Source organism: Segatella copri (assembly GCF_019249765.2).
Lineage (GTDB): Bacteria > Bacteroidota > Bacteroidia > Bacteroidales > Bacteroidaceae > Prevotella > Prevotella copri_K.
Window position 1 is genome coordinate 876,689 of the sequence record NZ_CP152484.1, and the last position, 21,105, is coordinate 897,793.

Below are 21,105 nucleotides of genomic sequence, written 5' to 3' on the forward strand. Positions count from 1 at the left end.
CTAATTTAATGAATTAATATTCTTGTTATCTAATCTCTTCTTGTTGCAGTCTTCCTTATCTCCGCTCAATCGCTGAACCTCTGATTCGAGGAAGACCACCCGAGCCTTCAACCTGCTGACCTCATCGCCCACCTGCTCGATAGCACCAAATGCCGTTGCAATCAGCTTCGGAGACCAGTAGTTAATCTTGTAGTAGCCCTTCTCGTCCGTCTCAACGATGTCCTTTAAGTGAGGGTTGCACAAGACGTGCTGGGCAATCCAACCGATAGACCTTGTATTGTCCTTCTTCCAAGCAAAGCCGAACGTGCCACCCATTGCCTTGATGATACCAAAGTAGTCCAGCTTCCGCAAATCCTGCTTCAAGCGGATGTCAGAAGATTGATAAGCTGTAACTCCACCTTTAGCAAGAATACTATTAGGGAAGTAAGTATTCATATAAGCATCATAATTATATATATGACCAGTGGCAGCAATTGTATATCTACCATCATTAAAAGCATATTTAGTTAAAGCTAAAGCTCTAATTTTAGCAACAATACCATTACGTAAATTAGTATTATTACTAGGATGACTAAATACTAATCTTACATAACGATGTGTATCATTACCAACAGCTACATTTAAAGGACCAACACAAATATCACATTTATGTGACCATCCATTCATTACTTTAGAAGCATATTCAGTATAAGCACCACTACTATTTCCCAAATATACTTGACATTTTATATTAACTCCATTATTTACATCAACACTTATCCAACTAAGTTCTTGATATGCTTCATTAGGAACCTTAACAGTAACTCTAAGTTGATTTTTCTTTATTTGAGCAAGTTTATTAGCATCATTATTACCAGTAATATTATTATTACCTAAAAAATAATTAAATATACCAACATTATCATTTACAAGATTAAATCTATTTTCAGGATTACCAGGATACGTATTCCAACTAGCACCGTTATCCATTGAATATTCTACTTGTATATTACCCATATCAATACCATTAAACATATTAGTAACATTAGCTGCAATACTACCATCCCAATTATTTACATTAGTACCAAAAGCATTTACATCAGCCGTGGTAGGCATTATACCTTTAGCTGTTAATAAATTATTAATATGAGTAGAACCATTAATAGTAGCAGTATTAATAATAGTTATATCTTTAAAAAGAGCATAACCACCTTGCATTATTTTCCAATTATTACTATCTACTTGACTACACATGTCTTGAACTTTCACCCAATTAGTATTATTACCATTACCTAAATATAAATCACCACCACTACCTCCAATTCTAGCTCCACTATCAGGAGTTATAGTTGTAATACCTGGAAATTTCAGTGTACCATTACTTCTTTTATTAGAATAATAATTAAATACAGTTCCATCGGCTATACCTAAATATATAGCATTAGCAACAGTATCATATTTAAGACCAGCCCAATCACTATACTCCCAGTTGGTTGCTCCAAAACGAATAGCAGCACCAGTATTAAATACTACTTGGTCTTTTATAGCTGATATACGAGCATGAGTATTTACATTATTATTTAATATTATAGCTCCGTTTTCAGAATCACTATTATTTATGTATATTGTTCCATTAACATTACCAGTACCATCAAAACTTTGACCCCAAATAGTTCTTGCTGTTGCAAGTTTGGTTGCAGAAGCTACATTGTCAGATGTTAAAGCTAATGTACCACTTGCTGATGGAAGCTTAATTATATTATTATGCACACCTGTGCATTCTATTCGAGTAGAATAATCTGTTGAATCTTCTTTAGCATTATGAAAATCTATAAATTTTCCAATTTCCATAACTCCAGCTACATCAACAAATGGAAGTCCATTCCACCTAGCGACATGACAATAATCAACCATATCAGCATTACTTGCATAATTAACTTGCGCACTATATCCAATGGTAATCCAAGAAGAGGATTTGGTTACGTTTTCCTGATGAGCAGTAACCCACGTTGCGTTTCCTCCTAAATAAGAAATATTCCACCTTCCATAAGAATTTCCACCTGTGACATAGACATATAAGTAAAGTCTAAAACTGCTATTATCCTTATAATAGTAGAAAGTTCTCTCAGTTGAACCACCTAACCTAAGTCTTCCTACGGTTGTTTGAATTCTTGCAGTATCATTTGTATTGTTACTTTGCTGAATTGTAATTATATCTTGCGAGCCATGTTGGTTGCCCCAAAAAGCAGATGTAACTAATAAGGTTAAAGAATCATAAGAGCCAGTACAATCCATATATCCCAAACACATATAATGCGTGTCTGAAGGAACATACATAGCTCCCCTCCAATCCGCTGTTTTCAACATTGACGATGTGGTTGCGGAAGAGGCATTACCGCTGAAATTTGTAGTCTGAATAGTACCACCGTCCCAAACCAATGTACCTTTACTTGCATACAATCTGCCGAGTAGCGTTCCACTATTGTTGTAAAGCGCAAATCCAGGGGTTGCAGCATTTGCGCTTTTAACACCAATCATACCCATTACATTACAGTCTCCCATATAAGCATCGTCTCCTACTAAATACCAAGTATTATTAGCAAATTTAGGATAACGACTATCACTAAGTCTACTATCATTAATAGTAACATAGTTTGCTAAACTTTGATGAGAAGTAAGGAACGTTGCACCTTTGGTAAAGGTGAGTTTCTTCCCACTTTTCGATACCGAGGTGATGGCGTTACCAGTGCCGCTAGTCGCAACCTCATTGACGTAGCCATCTAGGCTCTGATGAGCGGTAAGATAGTTTCCCTTTGGCTGATACAAGCTGGCAGCGTCAGTCCTAGTAAGGTAGCTCGCAAGGCTCTGATGTGAAGTCAAGAACGTAGTTCCCTTTGTCACGATGATAGTCGTTCCGCTCTTACTGATGGCTGTCACTGCGTTTCCACTACCGCTAACACTAACGTCCATAGCCGAGCCTCCTTCTAGGCTGGAGATACGAGAATCAAGAGCCTTGATGGAGTAGGCAGAAGCTATCTCAGACAGCGATTCTGATGTAAGCTTCAAGGCATTTGAATAACTCTTCACACTGCCGTTCAAGCCGCCACCACCGCCCGTGGTAGATGCTCCTGCTCCGTATGCCGTGATACCGCCTGTGGCATAGAGATTACCATCAATCTTGATAGCCTTGTTTGTGGAATCATACGTGAGCTTAATGCCATGGAAGGAGATTGCGCCCTCGAAGGTAGCATCGCCCGATACGCCAAGTTTAGAGAATGGAGCGTTTGGCTTCAAAGACACAAGGTCGGCAACGCTCGTTCCTGCACTTCCTTCCTTCCAAGTCGGCTCGAAGAAGATGAGGTATGCGCCAAGATTCTTTTCGCTGATGATAAACGATGTAGGGTCTGCGTGAACCTTTCCGCTCACATCCCACCAGATAGCACCATTGGCAAGGTAGCCAGAGCCGTCGAAGCGGATGAGGGAGGTTGCAGGGGTAAGATTTCCGCTATTATAGTCCTTATCCACCATCTGACCGCCCCACCACGTTGCGATACTCTTCTTTCCTCTGTTCGGGTCTATTGCTCCGTTGATACCGCTCTGAACGTTTCCGTCTCCGTCTCTCAGCGCAAGGAGCGTTGTCATTACAAGACCACCGTCAATATCTGTAGTCTGACCGAGCGCATCCTTGAGATACTTGTAACCTGCGAGGTCTGTGATATTCTGCTTCAAGTCGCCATATATCTTCCTAGTGATATATGCGTTTGCCAAACCCAGCTTGTCATAGAAGGCAGAATATGCGTTTTGGAAGTTGGTGAACTTCGTTCCCACGGCTGAGACGATAGCAGCCTTGCCGTTGGTATCAGTCTCATTGTATCTTTTAGATATATCTGAAAGATACTTGATGAGTTCTTTCTTGGCATCAGAGAGGTCAGTGAAAGCGGAAGTGAGGTCAGTGAGTTCCTTGGTGTCCTTCAGTACCTCTGCATCCTTCACCTCATTATACGACTTCTGTGCAGCCGCAAAATCATCTTCAAGTCGCTTAGAATCCTGCGCCATTGCCGCAATCTCGGAAGGCTCTAGGTAGCCATCGGTAACATAATTATCGAATTCCTTCTTATTATCAGTGACCGTATTTCCGAGGTTTTTAATGTCCGTCTGTGCGGTCTGTGCCGCCTTCTGAGCATCTTCTGCTGCCTTTTTGGCTGCGTTGGCAACTGTATCATCAGTGTATTTAGATGCTTTAATCCAATCACCGATGGCGAACTGAGAACCAGCCGCTTTGTTGGTCTGACAGCGCAATACCTCATTCTTGTAGGTACTGCCGTCAGAAGGATAAGTGGCATTAACCCATATATCGCCAACCTGATAAGGTGTCGTAGGCTGAACGCTGAACACCTTCATCTTCCCGTTTGCGGTCTCCTGTGCCATTCTTGCATCGGAAAGGGCTTTGGCGATGTCGGTATCTGTAATGATAGTCCACTTATAGGTGTTGCTATCCTTGGCAAAGCGGTATGCCTTGCCCGTCTTGTTGTTGTAGTAAAGGTCGCCAAGATGGATTTCTTTATCCTTATCGGTCTTCCAACTGATGGCTGGGGCATTCTCCAAGGTAGGCACACCATCATAGAACCACGTTTCGATAGCACCATCCACCTGATTCTGCAATTCGGCAATCTTATTGAAATACTGAGACAATTCCTTGCCATCCACAGTGGATTTAGCGGAAATCTTACCCTTAACAGACAATTGCTTAGTGCTGCTATCATATCTGATATAAGAGCTGCCCTCATAGCCATTCTCCTTTGTAGGTCTATCACCTACATACATATCACCATAGACATTGAAGAATGCCTTGTTATTCTGCTTATTCACACCATATTCCACGTACTCCCTATTGGCAAAGGAATAGCTGTTGATGCCGTGATAGAGGCTGATGGATGGCGAATAGGTATCTACCGCCGAGAAGATAAGGCAGTTCTGACGTTCTACATCGGTTCTATTACCGCACTGGTTGAGCACATCACCTTTAGCAGGTACGTCGCTTGCCGTAGCGCAATCGGTATCAGAGAGGTCGATATAATGATACTTCTTTCCTTCCAGCTCTACAGGGTCTTCATCACGACCGATTACCAATCGCCAATAGAAGTGATTACCAGCCTTGTGATAAGTGCCCTTGCGAACATTGAATGATTCCGAGCGCACTTGGTCGTTAACCGCGAAGTCGTTATCTACCTCATCACCATCCTGCTCTGCTAAGAAATAGCAGCGATATGCCTTCTGTGACACATTATTATATGTCACAGTAACCTCTTCTACCTTATGAGCCACCACACCGCCAGCAGGAGAGATTATCTCCTTACCACCGATGGTGGATGTTTTATTGATAACCAGCTCCTCGAAGATAGCCTTCATTCTTACCTCCAAGTAATCTGTGATGAGGTGCGAACGACCTTCTGCATCTGGAGTCCACGAGCCTCCGTTCTCATTGTTGGAGTTACCGATAAGCAATCCACTTAAAAGCTTCTGCACCTTTTCCCAAGTGATCGTGCCGTTGGCTATGTCATCGTTTATCTTTGAGATGAAGTGCTTACTTCCCTCTGTTGCAATCTGGCCCTTGACTTGTGTAGTTGTCAATCCTGCACCTGTTCCGCCATTTCCACTTTGGAGCGACGATATCTGTTGCTGAATTTTCTGGATAGTTCCAACCTCCTTATCCTCGCGAAGAGTTATATCGTAGGTAGGAATCTTACCATCTTCTTCCTTGATTGTGAGCTGATCTATGGATATTACACCGCCAATTCTGAGGTCAGCATCCTCAAACTCCATCAAGTCTCCGGCTTTGAGCGTATCATGAAGACTCTTGATAACTCCTGTAGTATCCTTTTCAGCAAGATCATGCTGTCTTGCCATGAAAATCTCATCAACCTTAGGCTGATAGACGTACCTTGTGTAGTCGTTCTTGTCAATGAATGCTATGGCGTATTTAAGGAGCTTCAGAGACGCAGCATTGACATACGAATCAGGAAGTGTGATGCCGGTAAGAACGAAATGGTCGCCATTCTTGATAGGGTAGTCCTTGTATGGGAACCACAGCTCAAGAGCGTCGTCCTTTACTCTTTCAATAGTAAGCCTCCATCTTCCATCAATCTTGGCTGATGAAGCTACCTTGAATGTTCGTCCGCCACACATACCATCCTTCATCGAGATGGAGAAGTCGTCATCCTTTAAGTCGTTGATATCAAAGTCGATAGCCTTTTTAAGATAGATATCAACATTCTTTACGGTTTCATTATCGCCAAATCTTCCGTCATCATCAGGAGCCACACCCTCATCAATCTCATCAACACGTACGCCACCGATTTCCATCTCCTCGATAGTAGGGTAGATTTCAATAACTCCATTTGTCTTATCATCTGTTTCAAAGAACTGCGATGCAGAACGAAGGCCAATCTGCTCGATGTTGATAGAATCGATGTATGGCCTGTGCGGATCTGTGGAGAATTTATGCTGTCTCCCGGTAGGATTCACGTACTTCTTCTCTTCATCCGTGAGTGTGTTATAGAAATCACTCAGCGATACATGAGGGAATCCAGGCAACATAAGTCTGTTGATGGACATGTTGTTCGGAAGATTCTTTGCGTACTCCTTCATGGACGAAGGAACATTTTTCTTGTTGAGGCCCGATGTGATATACATCTTTGTATTTCCGGCCTTGACCTGCGCAATAAACGCATCAAGCTTCTCCTTTGACTCCTCATCTCCGGTGTCAGTCTGTGTTCCCTTCAGCTCAGAATAGAATCTACATTTTTTAGAGCCGTATCCCTGTGTTACATAACCGGTAATCTCAGTCTTGAAATCAAATGTAACCTTAAGTACCCAACCGGAAGACTGCTCGCCAGTTTCTGGAGAAACAATATACTTTCTCGGATTCTTGAAATATGTCTCTATATAATCGAGGTCCAGTTCAAGTTCAACATTCGTGCTGGCTCCGACGACTTTCGTGATGTTCGCCACATACTTGACACCGAGGTCCGCATAGTAGTGAGAAGGAAGATTCTTCTCGGAACCATATGCTCTTAGTCTTGTAACGACACTCTGATCGGAATCAGCGTTCTGAACAATCTCATAGAGTCCATTGCCGAGTCCGTACTTGAAGATATGATTAGCCTGTATTCCGGTAGTACCGACATAGATGTTTCTTCCTCTGACGATGAAGTTTATGTCCCACTTCTCGTTCACAAGCGCAAGGGCCTGCCAACAGGTCTGCGAATCCACTGTAATGGACATCGATTCGATGACGTTATCGTCGGTTTTCTCACCATAAACCGACAACCACTCACTTTCAAGGGCTCCACGCTGCACGGAACGGTCCTTGTTTCTGGAGTAAATCTTCCAAAGACCTGCACCAATCTGCTCGTTTAAGCATGCCTGGATTCTGTCTAGCAAATCATCCAAAGTCTGTACATAGAATGGGAATTTCGGCAGGGAAGTGTAGTGAAGCTCGTTATCGTTCAATACCACATCGAGGAACTCTGCCCTGGCAAGCTCATCCTGCAATGCGTTGAACTTTACGCTGTCATACACGAAGCCCTCACCGTAGGTGTCAGGTCTTGCCTGCTTATCCTTGCCCGGCTCGTAGTTGAGCTCGAATCGCTCGCCACGATAGACAATATAGTCGCCTATCTGAAAGTTGATAGGCACTTCATGCTTGAAGTTGATAGTCAAAAAACACTCACCCATCCAGGAATCAGAGTACTCCAATCCATGAACGGTTATCTGCTCTCCGTTAACGTCTGTCAGCTTCGAGCCATCCTTATGATAAATATTCCAAGCGCTCATCTGTATGCTATACTAAATTTGAAATATTGCCCTGTGTATCCTTAATCGGCTTAATATCAGTAACAGGGTCGTTAAACTTGAAAGTAATAGAGAGGACTAGCAAGTCCTCGTTATCCGGATCCCTATAGAGGTTTGGATCAATATCCTTAAGTCTTACATGCTGTCTTCCGATTCTATTGAAGTCGCAATACATCTTCATCATGCCTGACTTGCGGATGTAATCAATGAATGCCTTACATTTCTCGTTAGCGCCGAAAGCCTCGCCGTGGAACATAAACTTAACCTTATTCTCGTAGGCCGCCATATAGAGACCATCCTTTCCGATATACTCGTCGTCACCATGCTCGTCGTGCCACTCCCTTTTTGCAGGTTCCTTGACAGAATCACAAGGCTTGAACGGGTTCTCGCTAACGTACATACCGAAGTCGGCGATGGAGTCCTTCACCTCGTTCCCATCGCCTTCCTTCTGCATGTATATCCTGAAATAATCTTTCATACCTTAAATCAACTTTTTATAATTGCAAATATACGAAATAATACATAAATATGCAAGTAATATGCGTATAAATATGCGTTAATTGAACTTAAAGTCGTGTCTATCCCTAACATTGACTGGTCCGGTAGCTTTCACGACTGTTCCTCCGTATTGGTAGACGAAGCACTTTGCGGTATCTTCGCATTCAACATGAAGCTCTGCACCATCTAACAGATTGACAAACACCCTGGAGAATCCCTTAACCTTCAGGTAAAGTGAAGAGTTGTGCCTTACGTATATCTCTCCACTGTCCATCCAGTCATAGCTGATATTTGCTACACACTCTCCATTGAGGATGACAACCTTCGGATTTTGCAGGTCAACGTTCTCGTCAACATACACACCATGATCGTGAATGACATCACCAAAGTACTTCTTCATATCCTTGGTCGAAGGCCAGTTCTTTCCGATGCAGAAGTCAATACCCTTAACAAACTTCTCGACCATCTCATGCTTGGATGAGTTGTCATGCCACTCGGCGGTCCACTGAGCGCAAAGACCCAGTGAAACAGCCTCGTTCTTCATCCTGTCTGATAAATTTCTTTTTTCAAACATAGCTTTTACTTTTAGTTAATCCTTATACTTCTTGCGCCAGTCTCCTTAGTGATTGAGCGCATCCAGCTGTATATCTCGTCAAGTCTACCGTTTCTGTACTCAGCAAGCGTAACGAGTTGATTTATAGAGGTAAGCTGAGACCTTGCGATTACGCTTATCTCAGGTAGAACAGATTTAGTTAATTCCGTCAGCTGCTTGAGATTCGCATTGTCTTCTGCACAATATAATCTGATGGAATTAAGGTACGATGCGAGAAGGCCGATTTCTTCCTCATTAATGCCCTTAATCAAATTGGTCAAAGAGGAACTTCCGTTTTCTCTCAAATCAAGTCCCTTTTCCTTTAGAGCATCGAAGATACCGGTTAACTGAGGAACTACATTTTCGCCAACTTGGTAGAGCTTGTCCGCAAAATCGTCCATGTCGGTCTCATCAAGTTTACCCTTTTCATCAAGGATACCTGTAAGCCATTCGAGAGGTTTTTCAAGTGCCTTCTCCATGATTTTCTGAGATACAATATTCTTCGTAACTTCGCGAACCATTTCCTTGACCTTATTCTTGTAAGCCTCAACCGCATCTTCCCCCTTAGTCCATGCGCTCACAACAGTATCAGTCAGCTGATTTCCCCAGCTCTTCATATCGATAGAGTAAACGTCTTTCAGAAAGTCCTGTGCGAACGTCTTAATCTGCAACTGCATCTCCTTGATTTGCTGATCGTAGTCGGCAATCTTATCCTTGTCCGTCTTTTTCTTATCCTCCTCAGCTTGTCTCTGCTTTCTCAACTCGTCTTCCTGAGCGTGGAGTAGGGCGAGCTGATCTGCGTATGCGGATGGATTCGTTTCTGTCTTCATCACAGCATCATAGGTCTCCTTGCTGTAGTGGCTAAAGTTCTTGCCACCGAAGAAAGCCTTGCCCATATCAGTCTTGGAATAAGTCTCCCAAGCCTTATAGTCATTCTTGACATCGTTGAGCTTTTTAGTCGTATCAGAAGACCTCTCATAAGAATAGATTCCACCGAGTGTCTTTTCAATAACGGAACTGATATTGCTGGACAGGTTCTTCAGCTCATTCAGTTGCCTTTCTGCAAGCTTAATCTGTCTGTCGAGCTTGGCATCATGAGCCTTTGCAAACGCCTTGATAGGTGAGGTAAATATGCCGGTGACACCGGCAAGGATTCCACCAACGTTGCCGGACTCCGCGCTTGTTACCACCTTTGACAGTGAACTTGACATACCGGAGAATGTCTCGAAGAACGCAGAAGCGTCCTGCCATCCATCAGACTCAGTGTCAGCTCCGAGAAGGGAAGCAGTCTCTTTGATGTCATTGAATGCTTCACTCATTCCCTGGACATTCTGGTCGATAATGCTTACTACGTTAGCAAACTTATCAAGAGATTCTTTCGCCTTTGTTCCATCTTTAAACAGAATCTCAGCAGCCTTCATCATAGCCTTTCCGCTGGCGATCATACTGTCACCGCGTTTGATGAAATTTTCGTCTCCCATTTTGAGACCAAGCTCGCGAACCTTTTTGCCTTCGGCAATTTTGCTTGCCGCGAGCGTCATCTGTTCGCTGGCATCAGAAATCTTCTGCTCGGCCATTCCCTTCAGACCGCCATTAAGGAAAGTCTTCTTTGGACTCGTCAGCTTCGATAACTGCTCATCAAGCTGCTTGATTTCCTTGGCGTACTCTCTTGTATCAATGGCTCCGCTTTGTAGGGCCTCATTGATATTCTGCCTGATTCTTGCTCCGATAGTCTGAGCCTTATCCATACCGAGAGACACGATGGCTCCGTAGAAGTTGAGATAATCAGAAGAGTTCTTGAACTTGTCAAGTTTAACCTGACCAATCTCCTTGTCTCTCTGAATCTCATATCTCGCCTTGATACCAGGATCATTCGTCTTGCTAATAAGCTCGTTGTATCTCTCCCTTATCTTCAAGATTTTATCCTCATAATCTTCTGTCTTCTCGATGATGTCGGCGGCATCCTGCAAAGACTTAACGTAATTACCACGGAGTAGTTCTGTAATCTTCTTCCACTCTTCGTACTGATTTGGCAGCTTAAGCTTTTCCTTAGCTTCACCATCCGTCATATTGAGAGAGTTCTGAAGATTAAATATCTCATGGTAGTTAGCGTAATACTCGTCCATAAGAGATTTAGTCTTGTCATCCATCTGAAAAGCGTCAACCCATGCGGACTCAGCAAAGAACTTGCTGCCTGTCTTTTCGAGAAGACTCTTGTACAAATCCCAACGTTCTGACAGCTTGTTCATGGACTCATTGAAGTCAGCTGCCTTTCTCTCGTACTCCTTCTTGTCCTTCTCGTCGAAGAGCCACTCTGCAACCTCGCGATAGATAGAAGTTTGGAACTTCTTTCTCTCGGTGGTATTTATACTGAATCCTTCAAGGAGAGAATGGACAGCCTTCTGATAGTCGTCAAGATTAAGACCGGTAACCTCTGGGAAGAGATTGTAAGTCTTCTTCTTTGCCTCTTCATCAGACATTATGCTCTTGTACTTCTGGTACATCTGCCTTGCTGACTTAAGACTGCTTAGACGCTCCTGTAAACGCTTGAGCTCTATATCTTCTTTGCGACCTGAATTTCTGTTTCTTCCTTTCGGAACCTTATTGGACTTTTTGTCTTGCGGATAGAATTTATAGCCGAGACCTTCCCATGCCGCCTGATTCAAGCTATTGTAGCTTTCCCAAGCCTCATCTCGAAGTGCCTTAGATATCTTGCCGCGTTTAAACTTGTTCTCGCGGTTCTTATACTCGTTGTACCTGTTCTGCAACTCTGTTTGCAGGTTATTATCCGTATTGTAGTCGGAAGTTTCGTCAAGATAAGAAGCGAGCATAGTCGCCTGTGCTTCTATCCTCGCTTTACTCTTTCCTGTCTTGGATAAATTTCTGCGGACTCTTTGCTGCATAGGCGTCTTTGGTTTCTCGACCTTGCCGCCACCTGCTTTCTTTGGCTGTTTTGCACCAGCCTCCTGATAGAAGATAGACTTCAAGTACTCACGAATCTGAGGAACATTCACCTTGCACGCATCGAGCATTCTTTCTATCATGCTCGCAAAGCGTGAAGAATTCCTGTTGCACCACTTCGAGAAATCTACACCGAACAGGTTGAATGACTTCTTAAGGAAGTTAATGATTCTAGGAATATTCTTCTTAGCGATATCATTTATCTGATCACTAACCTTGTTTGCCCTTATTCCTATTTTGTAAATGCTATTTGCAATATCATTGCTTCCGTTACTTGACTTCAAAACGAAAGAATCCCAATTTGCGCCTCCTCTTTCTGCAAGAATACGAATCTTCTCATCGAGAGACATGGCTCTTTCCTCTGGCTTCAGGAACTGATTAGCAACGCTATCCATTCTCGACTTTGTATCTTCATCAAGTCCAGATAAAAGCGTCTGGTACTTGATAACCGCCTCGTTGAGGTCTTCGACAGCATCCTCCATCGTGTCTGCAAAAGGATTACCGGAACCCCAACCACCTGAAGCTCCAAGTGCTCCAGCAACAACATCCGAGTCGTTTGCTTCCTGCTGTGAGTTGTCACGAGCGGCAACTATTCCCTTATTGAGAATATCATACTGCTCGTTAAGATTCTTCGCCCTTGTAATCTGATCTTCTATTGTCTGTGTGAAATCTCCGCTGTTTCGAAGAAGCTCTTTCATTGAGTTTACTCGCTGTTGTAAGTCCGCGCTGTTTGCCGGCTTCTCATTTGCGAGCTCATCCTCGTAGTTTTTCTTCTTGTTGTATGCAGAATCCCTGAACCCCTTCGCATTCTCAGAAATTCTATCCATATCACTGCTGTAGCTTGAGAATGTCTGAACAGCTAGACCGATTGCAAGTCCCCACCAGCCGCCAAGCATCGTAAAGAGAGACTTAATTCCTCCACCTATCTTAGAGATACCCATATTCATTACGGCGGCAAATCGTGTTCCTCCGAGTATAATCTGCTCCTGTCTTGCTGTAATCTGCCCCATCACGGCAAGCTGTCTGATAAGTTCTTTTGTAACAAGACCTTCCTTGACAGCTTTCTGCATCTGAAGAACAGACATCTTCCCTTCAAGTGCAAGACGAGACATAGCATTCGCCCTTGAAGCGGTATCAGACAGCAAGTATGCCCTTGCCTGTACATTCTGCAACGCCTTCTGTTGAGTAATCTTACCTTCTGTGACAAGTTGCTGCTGTTCGATAGCGTAAGTCCTCAGCTGAGCATTCATCTGCTGAGTGTAGTTCTTGTTTATTGAGCCCAATCCGAGCTTACTGGAAGCCATCAGTCCAAGTTTCCTTGCAGCAAATATAGCTCCGAAAGAAAGCATAGCAGGGGACAGTTTATCAAGAGCTAATACTAAGTCTGTTACTCGGTTGATAATAAACGAGAACGTACCGCCTATGACATTCTTTCCTTCTGCAAATTTACCGAGCATAATATCCCACGCGTCGATAAGCTTATTCCAGCGACCAAGCAGTGTTTCGGACAACACGAGCTGCATATTGTAGAACTGGCCACCCTCATCAGTCATTTTCCACAGTACCTTCTGAACATCCTCGAAGCTTACCTGCCTTCCAGATATCATCTTCTTGACGTCTGCTTGGGTGTAATTCTTGCGCCCGTTCTTGCCTTCAGAATTATATAATTCCGTTATCTTCTGCAAGAGAGGAAGACCGGCGTAAGCGAACTGGCGCAACTCCTTACCATCGAGCCAAGAACGAGCCTTTACCTGGCCGAATGCCAAGCCCAATCGTCCGAAGTCTACACCAAGACCAGATGCAATATCCGCAAGTCGTTTTGTGGTATCATACAAGTCATTTGCTTCAACTCCGAATGCAGCCAGCTGCTTTACATCTCGGTTCAGCTCTCCAAACTTGAATGGAGACTGCAACGCAAGCTGCTGTGTCTGAGCGAACAGCTCGTCAGCCTTCTGTACATCACCAAGGATGGAGCGTAACGCAACATGCTGCTGAACAATCTCACCACCGGTCTGTACGATTGAATTAAAGAATTGCTGTGCGCCAAAGACAATACCTCCCTGTAAGAAGAGAGACTTGATATCTCCGACTATGGATTGCATCTTCTTCGCTTCAGCGTTTGCTCCGGCGAATGCTGCTGCGAGATCGTTTCGTGCTCTTGCAGCAGACTGAGCAATTTCCTGCTGACGCTTCTGTTCAAGCTCGATACCTTTCTGAACCTCTTGGTTTATTGCCTTTTGGTCTTGAAGTATCCTCGATGCTAAAGTGGTATCGTGCCCACTACCAATGTTGCCAAGCATACCTAGGCCTTCTCTCCAATTCTCCGAATTGAGCCTGTCTTTGATGGTTCTAAGATTTCTCATTAAAGAAAGGAGCCTGCTAATCTCAGCTTCCGCTTTACTAACATCTGCTCCGACAGAAATTCCTCGGCTGTATTCAGAGCGAAGCTGGCGAACCTTATTTCCGAGAGAATCATACCGACGCTCCGTGTTCTTCAAATCATTCTGGCGTTGCCTCTCTGCCTCTTTTGCCTCGCGTGCTGCGTCCTTTATAACCTTTGCATAAGTATTTGCTTTATCTATAGCATTAAGATACCCGGAACTCTTTACGAGATCAGTTGCTGTGAGTCCTGTGATAGGATGAATACCTCTGTTATTCCTGATCTGTTCTAACTCAGTTCTGTATTTAGACAGCTCTGACAACGACTGGCGTATGTTGTTCGTTGAATCGATGCCAAACAACTGTATTCCTTCACCATGGCGTTTGTTGATTTCGTCAATAATAGAAGATAACTTATAAAGTTCTCTCTCTGCCTTGTTTGCCTCAGTGGAAACACTGTTAGGGAATATGTTGAATCCAGCACCTTCCTTAGACACCTCTCCAAGTATGCGGCCTATTTTGTACAGCCCGTCCTGGACAGACTCCAACTGCTGGAGTTTTTTCGAACTGAAGAAATCTTCGCTTGAAAATACGCCAATGTTACGACGTAATTCTTTAACGAAGTTGTTTAGCTTTTCAAAACTACGACCTCCATTATCTCCAATACCTTTTGTTGCTTCGGATATTGCTTCCATAGCATTCTGTGCCTGCTTACCAGTAGAATCAACCTTGTTTAATTCTCTGATAATCTTTTTGGTTTCCTCTTCAATTCTCGATTTTAGAGTGAGCGAGAAACTGAGGTCTCCCATATTTCCACCTGCCATATCCTGAATATTTTTAAATTAGAGTTTATTGTTTAAGTAATCTGCAAGACTTATCTTCTTGTCAACGAGGCTTCCCTCATTCTTCTTTTTCTCCATCCATCTGTCGTAGAGGTCATCCATCTCCTTCTTGGTATGCTTCTTCGGACCGCCTTCCTTCTTGGCCTTTGGATAGACGACAAGAGGCTGGTCTGCAACCATGAGGTCAATCTGTGCCGACGAATAGCCCCACCAGTAGTCGTAGGCTGCGATGAAGTACTTGCGCTGAAAGAGGAAGCCGAACTTCTCCGCTAGTGAGAAGGCTGCTCCCCAGCTTGTTCTGCTTGGATAGCTTTTGCTTCGCTCCTCGTCATCGTCATCATCACGTCCGTCATCCCGGTCGCTAATATGGTAGCCAGTGAGAATGCGTTCGATGGAATTTTTTTTTTAGAAACATCGAGGACTCTCAGAACCTCGGCCACGTCCACATCCTTGATGTAGTAGAGCCAACGCCAGTAGATCCAATACAGGAATCGAATCTTCCAGATGTTGTTGAGGAGAATGCAGACGCAAATCTTGACGTTGCGCTTCCATTCGTTCTTCTCCTTTGCCCGGATATGGGAACACTTGCTCATGGTCCCCTTGCGAAGCCAGCCGAGCTTGTGCTTCTTTCCTCTGAACACGAACTCGGTAGGCTCGTCGTGCAGCACGCTGTCAAGCAACTCCTGCAAGTCCACTGAAGGCTGCTCAATTTTCTTTTCTTCTGCCATGATTGTATGTTATTAAATGAAGAAGGGCGGCACGGCTGTTGATTAGCCTGCCGCCCAACGGTTTGTTATCCTGAATCTAATTACCTAAAGAAGCCTTTACTTGATTAACCGCCAATGCCTGGTCCAGCTGCTGCTGGAGCCTTAGTAAGCCAAGCGATGCTACGCTTACCTGCACCCTCGATAGAGCCGGAGAATTTAAACGCAACAGGCTCAGTACCAGAGTTATCCCACTGCAAGGTAGCGTAGAGAGCGATGTTGGTAATAACCATGAGGTTCTCCTTCTCGTCGTCAACGATAACGATAGTGCCCTTGATCTTGAACTTCTTAGGCTCAACAGCGATACCTGTAAAGCCGGTAGTAGCGTCGAGAGTAGCGTCACCTGTACCCTTCAGGGTAACCTTGGTCAGCTCGGTGATAGCATCCTCACCAAACATAATTGTCAGCAAGTCCTTTGCCTTTGAAGGAACAACGAACTCTACGTTGAAGTCGCCGAGCTCTGCGGTAGTTGCCCAGTCGCCTGCAAGACCGATAACCTTGTAGTGGTTGATGGTTGGGTCATCCATAGTCGCCTTCAGCGAGTCAACGGTAACCGGAAGCTCAACCTCTGGGGTGATGTCAACTGTAGCCTTGCTCAAATCGGTAATAGCCTTTGAGTAGAGCAGAGTTTTAGGACCATTGAAAATGTCCTTCATCTTGTCAATAGTTGTCATAGCCATAATCTAAAATATTTTAAATTGTTATACCTGAATACTTATTTCGTGCGTAACCTTCCCTGTATGATTGTCACGGAAAAACCTGCGCCATCGTCTGTCTGTAGTGTTATACGAGGATTGGAAACAATGAGATTTTTTGTGGAGATTGGAAATCTGTCCATAATCTCCTGGGCTTTCTCGTCAACGCTAGATACATCAAGTGTGTGCGGGCTGCTTGCCGAATTCTTATCGCGCACATACAATTCGATTTGAGCTATAGTGGTGAAATCATTGTAAACTCCACTTGAGTTCATCTCGTTATTGTAGATACTAGATGGGAAGTATACCACGATGTAGCTGTTGATTTTCGTATCAACTGCTTTTGGTCGGCTACGGGAGTAGAGCTTGTCACAAATCCCCTTCATTGCATTACCGACATCGAAATATAGAGTCTTAATACTAACCATATCTTACATCGATCTAAAGTATCTAACCAAATATTCTCTAAGAGAGGTAATCACATCGTGACCTCTCTTTACCTCGACAAACTTAGCGTAATCTACGCCGGCAACTAGAAGCATCTGCCATGTGGCATCGTACTTTCCTTTGTTGTGCTCCCTGGAAACAAGTTCATCCCATGCCGCGTTTGGACCATATTCACCACCTTCTCCGTATTCACCCTTGTAAGGTCTCCTTCCGCTGTCTTTGAAGGAGAATGAGCTGCGATAATACTTATCGAGGTTGTATCTCTCTCCGGCAGCAAGGGTTACTCGGGTTGGCTCTGGGCCTGGAGCATAATGAATCGACTGCAATGAGCCGTTGTAATATGTACCGATGGCTGTTGACTTGTACAAGTTACCGGTTACGTCATCATAGTTTCGAGACTTGTCAGCAGCCTTCATTGTCATTTCAGCCGCATGATCCATCTTCTGCTGCATCTTTGCTACAGCCATCTGACGGATTTTCTTCTCGACCTGTAAAAACTGACCTGATAAACTTGTCATAATCTAAACCCTTGTCAAACTCCAATACACAACAGTCCTGTTATTATCCGGTTCGCAGTCCTTAACCATACCTACCTCGGTGTTGTTGCCGACAGTGGAGTAGATGGTGTCGCCGTCAAGAGGACATCTGTCAGCATCCCATTCGTCATATCTGACCGGAATCGATGCCTTCCTCTTGTTCTGGTCGACATTCTTGTCTCCCTCTGTAGTGGTATCGGTGTAGCTGCGGCCTTCGCCATAATAGAGAATGATTTCCTTGTCCTCACCAACTGGAGCATCATCATCGGCAAATGGGTCATCAGGGTCGGCTTTTCCGACGACCTTCCTCACGATCTTGATGATGTGAGGATATCTTGGGTTTCTGATGTTTTCCTTTTCCATACGCCTTATTTGATGATGTGAGGGAGAGGTTCTCCCCAAGGAGAATAATTCGCCCTCTTTACTCCGTGGGAGGTCACCCGGAAGGTGGACTTCTTCTTGAGCATCGAATCAGGCTCCAGCTCTGCATAGATAGCGTTAGCCTCTGCCTTCATCTCGCTCCTGTCGTTGTCCGACATATCATAGCCACCTCCCGAATGAGTCCATCCGTTATCGGAATCGGAGGTGTTGTTCACCTTGCTCGGACCAAGAACAAACCATTTCAGCATGTCGGCATAGGCAAGTCTCACCTTGTCCTTGTCGCAGGCTTCGAGGTCGATGCCATTTTCAAGCTCCCTGTCGTGCATGATGCCCAACAGAGCCTTCATCGGCATCTCGAACTTCACCTTATTAATAAGGTAGTCGTTCACAGTGTAAATGTTCATCTCCGAATCCATAGTCATACAATCTTGTTACGTTAAAGAATTAACCCTTCTTGGTAATGTCGATAATCCAACGGTAAGGAGAATCGAGCATGGCAGGAACAGAAGCGAGGAACAAGTCTGTTTTGAACTCCTGGTAGAGACCGTTCGCGGTAATCATGTTACGCAGCAAGCCAAGCTTGTTGTTGGTCTGCGCCCAAGCCACATCAATGAGCTTGTTGCCAAGGGTGTCAAAGATACGCTTGTCAAGGATCTCCTTACGCATGAAACGCAAAGGCTTGCCAGCAGGGCGAAGAACGACTGTTCCGTCTGCCCAACCACGAATCTCTGTAACTGTGCCATCGAAGCGCTTGTTGTGCTCAACCTCATCGACAATCTCGATAGGAGAAAGACCGTTGAGGTCAACAACAGACTTCAAGAACATTGCGTTGTTTGGACCGTAGTTCTGCAAAACTGCCACAAAGTTAGCGTTCGCCCAGCTCTTGTACAACTCAGCAATCTGCTTGTTCTTCAAGAACACGTTATTGTAGTCGTTCTTGGTCATCTGCCATACGAGAGGTACACTGCGGTACTCGATGTTCTCCTTGCGCCAATCCTCCTCAAACTTGCGCATCTGCTCAAGCAAGTCGCAGTTTGGATCGTTCCAGGCAAGCGTACCCGCCTTTTTGAAGTTCTTCTTTGGAACTTTTGCGTCATACAGAGGCTCCTGGATACCACGACCAATCTTGTCGTAGTCGATGAAACCTGTCGAGCTCAACTGGGCTGACATGTAGGTCATAGTCATGTCGAGTGAGTCGTACAATACCTGTACCTTGTCGAGGTAAGCATCAACCAGGTCAGCGTCGTTGCCGAACTCATCCTGGAGAAGCTTCATCTTGTGGTAACGCTCTGTCGCAGTCTCACGGAAGCCGTCAGCTGCGAAGTCTGGAATTGAAGCGGTGTACCACTCAATACCCTCATGGTCGTTCTGATAGCCCTCGCCGAGAGGAGCACGGAGGTTCATCAAGGTTGCAGGGTTCAATGTACGTGTGCGAACCTTGAAGGTTGCATCACCATTGTTAGATGTAGGGGTGAGATCTGGATCAATGTCACCCTGTGTCAGATACCAGCCGTTGTTACAGCGAAGTACGCCGTCACGATTGACGAACTTCTGAAGGTAAGTGTTGTTACCCTTACCAGTGAAGAACTTCGCAAGCTGCTCGACACCAATATCAATTTTTGCCATAATCCTGAATCAATCTTTTTACGTTATACAATAGGTTAAATGTGCCAGAACTCTGGGTAGAGTGACTTGTTCATCGCCTTAACAGCAGGAGGAACAGGACCCATGCGGTCAAGCCACATAACGCAGTCTGGATTCAACATACAGAAGTTGACGTTTGTACGAGGCTTGTGATACTTGTCGCCGCCGGCATCGAAATAAGGGAAATCGTTGTCGCTCGGAGCGAAGCAGTTAGGGTTAGTCACCATCGGCAATACGGAATCACCGGCACTAGCAGCCTCAACCAATACGTCACCTACCTTCAATGCGCCGAGGGCAGCAGAAAGAGTAACCTTCCAAACGTCACCTGCGGCGTCATCGGTAGTAGCCTCAACTGCTGAAACAGTCACGCCCTTTGCCTTGGTCTTGAAGTCCTTCTGGCCGATCATGATGGTGTCGCCAGGGAACGGGATGTGGACGAAACCATTACGAACGATATAAATGTCTGTGTCTGTAGCCGCAGCAGTGGCCTTTGCCACGCCGTAAGCTTTCAGAATCTTGATGGTAGCACCAGGACCCTCGTTGCCAGCTGTAAAGCCGAGGTCGTGCTCAATCAAGTCGCCGGCATAAATCTTAGCCGGGCCCTTGAATGGGTTGACAAGCTTACCACCAATAGGTGGGTGAACGAAGGCATTCTTGATAAGCGCCTCAAGACCGGCAAACACATATCGGGTTCCGCCGACCTTACCTTCTGTCTGAATGATGGTCGCACCGTGGTTCAGCATGCCACGAGTACCCATCTGTTCCATGTAGGAAATAGAAGTGTTGTCCATAATCTTTTTACCTTTTTAAAATTGTTATCCTGAAATTACTTCTTGTCTTCACCGCCGAATCTCTTCTTTCGACGCTCGGCCACTTCTTCCATAAACTTGTCATCATCTGTGGACGTGCCTCCGCTAGACGTGCGACTGCCTTTTGCAGGAATACCGTTTTCACCGGTAGCCTCCTTGTACTCTGCGGTGTAGATTTTCTCAGCCTTAGAAACCAGGTCGTCGATGTCGACATCTTCGTCCGGAATCTCCAGCTTTGCGATTGCAGCATTGAGGAAGTAGTTCTTCATTTCAAGGTTTGCCTTGTCGAACTTATCCTTCAAACCTGCCTTTACAGACTCGATGGTTGCCTTCCTTGCAGCCTTCTTGTCTCTTTCTGCGTTAGCCTTTTCGAGAGCTTCAAGTTTCTCAAGCAGCTTGGAGTATTTGTCGTCAGGATCGTCACCCTTTTTAGCCTCCTTGCGCTTACGCTCCTCTTCCTCTTCCTTCTTCTTGCGTTCAGCTTCCTCCTTGCTCTTCTTTACCTCGTCAGAGATATTCTTGTGCAAGTTGCCGTTGATACGCTTCAGACGGTTTGCTAACTTGGTAACCAACTTGGAATTTGCTTCCTCGTCATCACCGAAATCTTCCAAAACATCATCAAGTTCCTCTTCGATGGTCTTTTGGCTAAGTTCTTTGAACTTGGTGGTATCAACCTCCTTGTTCACTAATGCTAAGAGTTCCTCTCTTGTCATGTTGTTTTTTG

The 21,105-nt window shown here is 44.7% G+C and carries 14 protein-coding genes; all 14 read right to left on the minus strand.

The features are described 5' to 3' along the window. The 14 genes from KUA46_RS03750 to KUA46_RS03815 all read right to left on the minus strand — a co-directional run bounded on the left by KUA46_RS03750 (position 1) and on the right by KUA46_RS03815 (position 21,094). The gene (locus KUA46_RS03750) at positions 1-7,815 is read right to left on the minus strand and encodes a hypothetical protein (protein ID WP_218487655.1); all 7,815 of its coding nucleotides are present in this window, start codon (positions 7,813-7,815) and stop codon (positions 1-3) included. 7 nt (positions 7,816-7,822) lie between these two features. Then, positions 7,823-8,311, minus strand: coding sequence for a hypothetical protein (locus KUA46_RS03755; RefSeq protein ID WP_218487656.1), 489 nt, complete (start codon positions 8,309-8,311; stop codon positions 7,823-7,825). 78 nt (positions 8,312-8,389) lie between these two features. Beyond that, on the minus strand, positions 8,390-8,905 hold the full coding sequence (locus KUA46_RS03760; RefSeq protein WP_218487657.1) for a hypothetical protein: 516 nt from the start codon (positions 8,903-8,905) through the stop codon (positions 8,390-8,392). Positions 8,906-8,916: 11 nt separating this feature from the next. Next, positions 8,917-15,087, minus strand: coding sequence for a hypothetical protein (locus tag KUA46_RS03765; RefSeq protein WP_218487658.1), 6,171 nt, complete (start codon positions 15,085-15,087; stop codon positions 8,917-8,919). An 18-nt stretch (positions 15,088-15,105) separates the two neighbouring features. Then, positions 15,106-15,285, minus strand: a complete 180-nt coding sequence (locus KUA46_RS03770; RefSeq protein ID WP_218487659.1) for a hypothetical protein — start codon at positions 15,283-15,285, stop codon at positions 15,106-15,108. Positions 15,286-15,374: 89 nt separating this feature from the next. Beyond that, positions 15,375-15,833 (minus strand): hypothetical protein, encoded by a 459-nt coding sequence (locus KUA46_RS03775; protein ID WP_218487660.1) that lies wholly within the window; start codon positions 15,831-15,833, stop codon positions 15,375-15,377. A gap of 104 nt (positions 15,834-15,937) precedes the next feature. Continuing rightward, entirely contained in the window at positions 15,938-16,549 is a 612-nt protein-coding gene (locus tag KUA46_RS03780; protein WP_218487661.1) for a hypothetical protein, read from the minus strand. Positions 16,550-16,584: 35 nt separating this feature from the next. After that, entirely contained in the window at positions 16,585-16,950 is a 366-nt protein-coding gene (locus KUA46_RS03785; protein ID WP_218487662.1) for a hypothetical protein, read from the minus strand. 45 nt (positions 16,951-16,995) lie between these two features. Beyond that, positions 16,996-17,529, minus strand: a complete 534-nt coding sequence (locus KUA46_RS03790; protein WP_218487663.1) for a hypothetical protein — start codon at positions 17,527-17,529, stop codon at positions 16,996-16,998. A 3-nt stretch (positions 17,530-17,532) separates the two neighbouring features. Beyond that, complete coding sequence (locus KUA46_RS03795; protein ID WP_218487664.1) at positions 17,533-17,910, minus strand: hypothetical protein; 378 nt, start codon at positions 17,908-17,910, stop codon at positions 17,533-17,535. A 5-nt stretch (positions 17,911-17,915) separates the two neighbouring features. Further along, positions 17,916-18,350 (minus strand): hypothetical protein, encoded by a 435-nt coding sequence (locus tag KUA46_RS03800; RefSeq protein ID WP_118311484.1) that lies wholly within the window; start codon positions 18,348-18,350, stop codon positions 17,916-17,918. A 22-nt stretch (positions 18,351-18,372) separates the two neighbouring features. After that, on the minus strand, positions 18,373-19,554 hold the full coding sequence (locus KUA46_RS03805; RefSeq protein WP_218487665.1) for a major capsid protein: 1,182 nt from the start codon (positions 19,552-19,554) through the stop codon (positions 18,373-18,375). 35 nt (positions 19,555-19,589) lie between these two features. Continuing rightward, a complete protein-coding gene (locus KUA46_RS03810; RefSeq protein ID WP_218487666.1) occupies positions 19,590-20,363 on the minus strand; it encodes a hypothetical protein in 774 nt (257 codons plus the stop codon). Positions 20,364-20,398: 35 nt separating this feature from the next. Continuing rightward, positions 20,399-21,094 carry a hypothetical protein gene (locus KUA46_RS03815; protein WP_218487667.1) on the minus strand — a complete coding sequence of 232 codons (696 nt, stop codon included), beginning with the start codon at positions 21,092-21,094 and terminating at the stop codon, positions 20,399-20,401. Positions 21,095-21,105 lie beyond the last annotated feature (11 nt).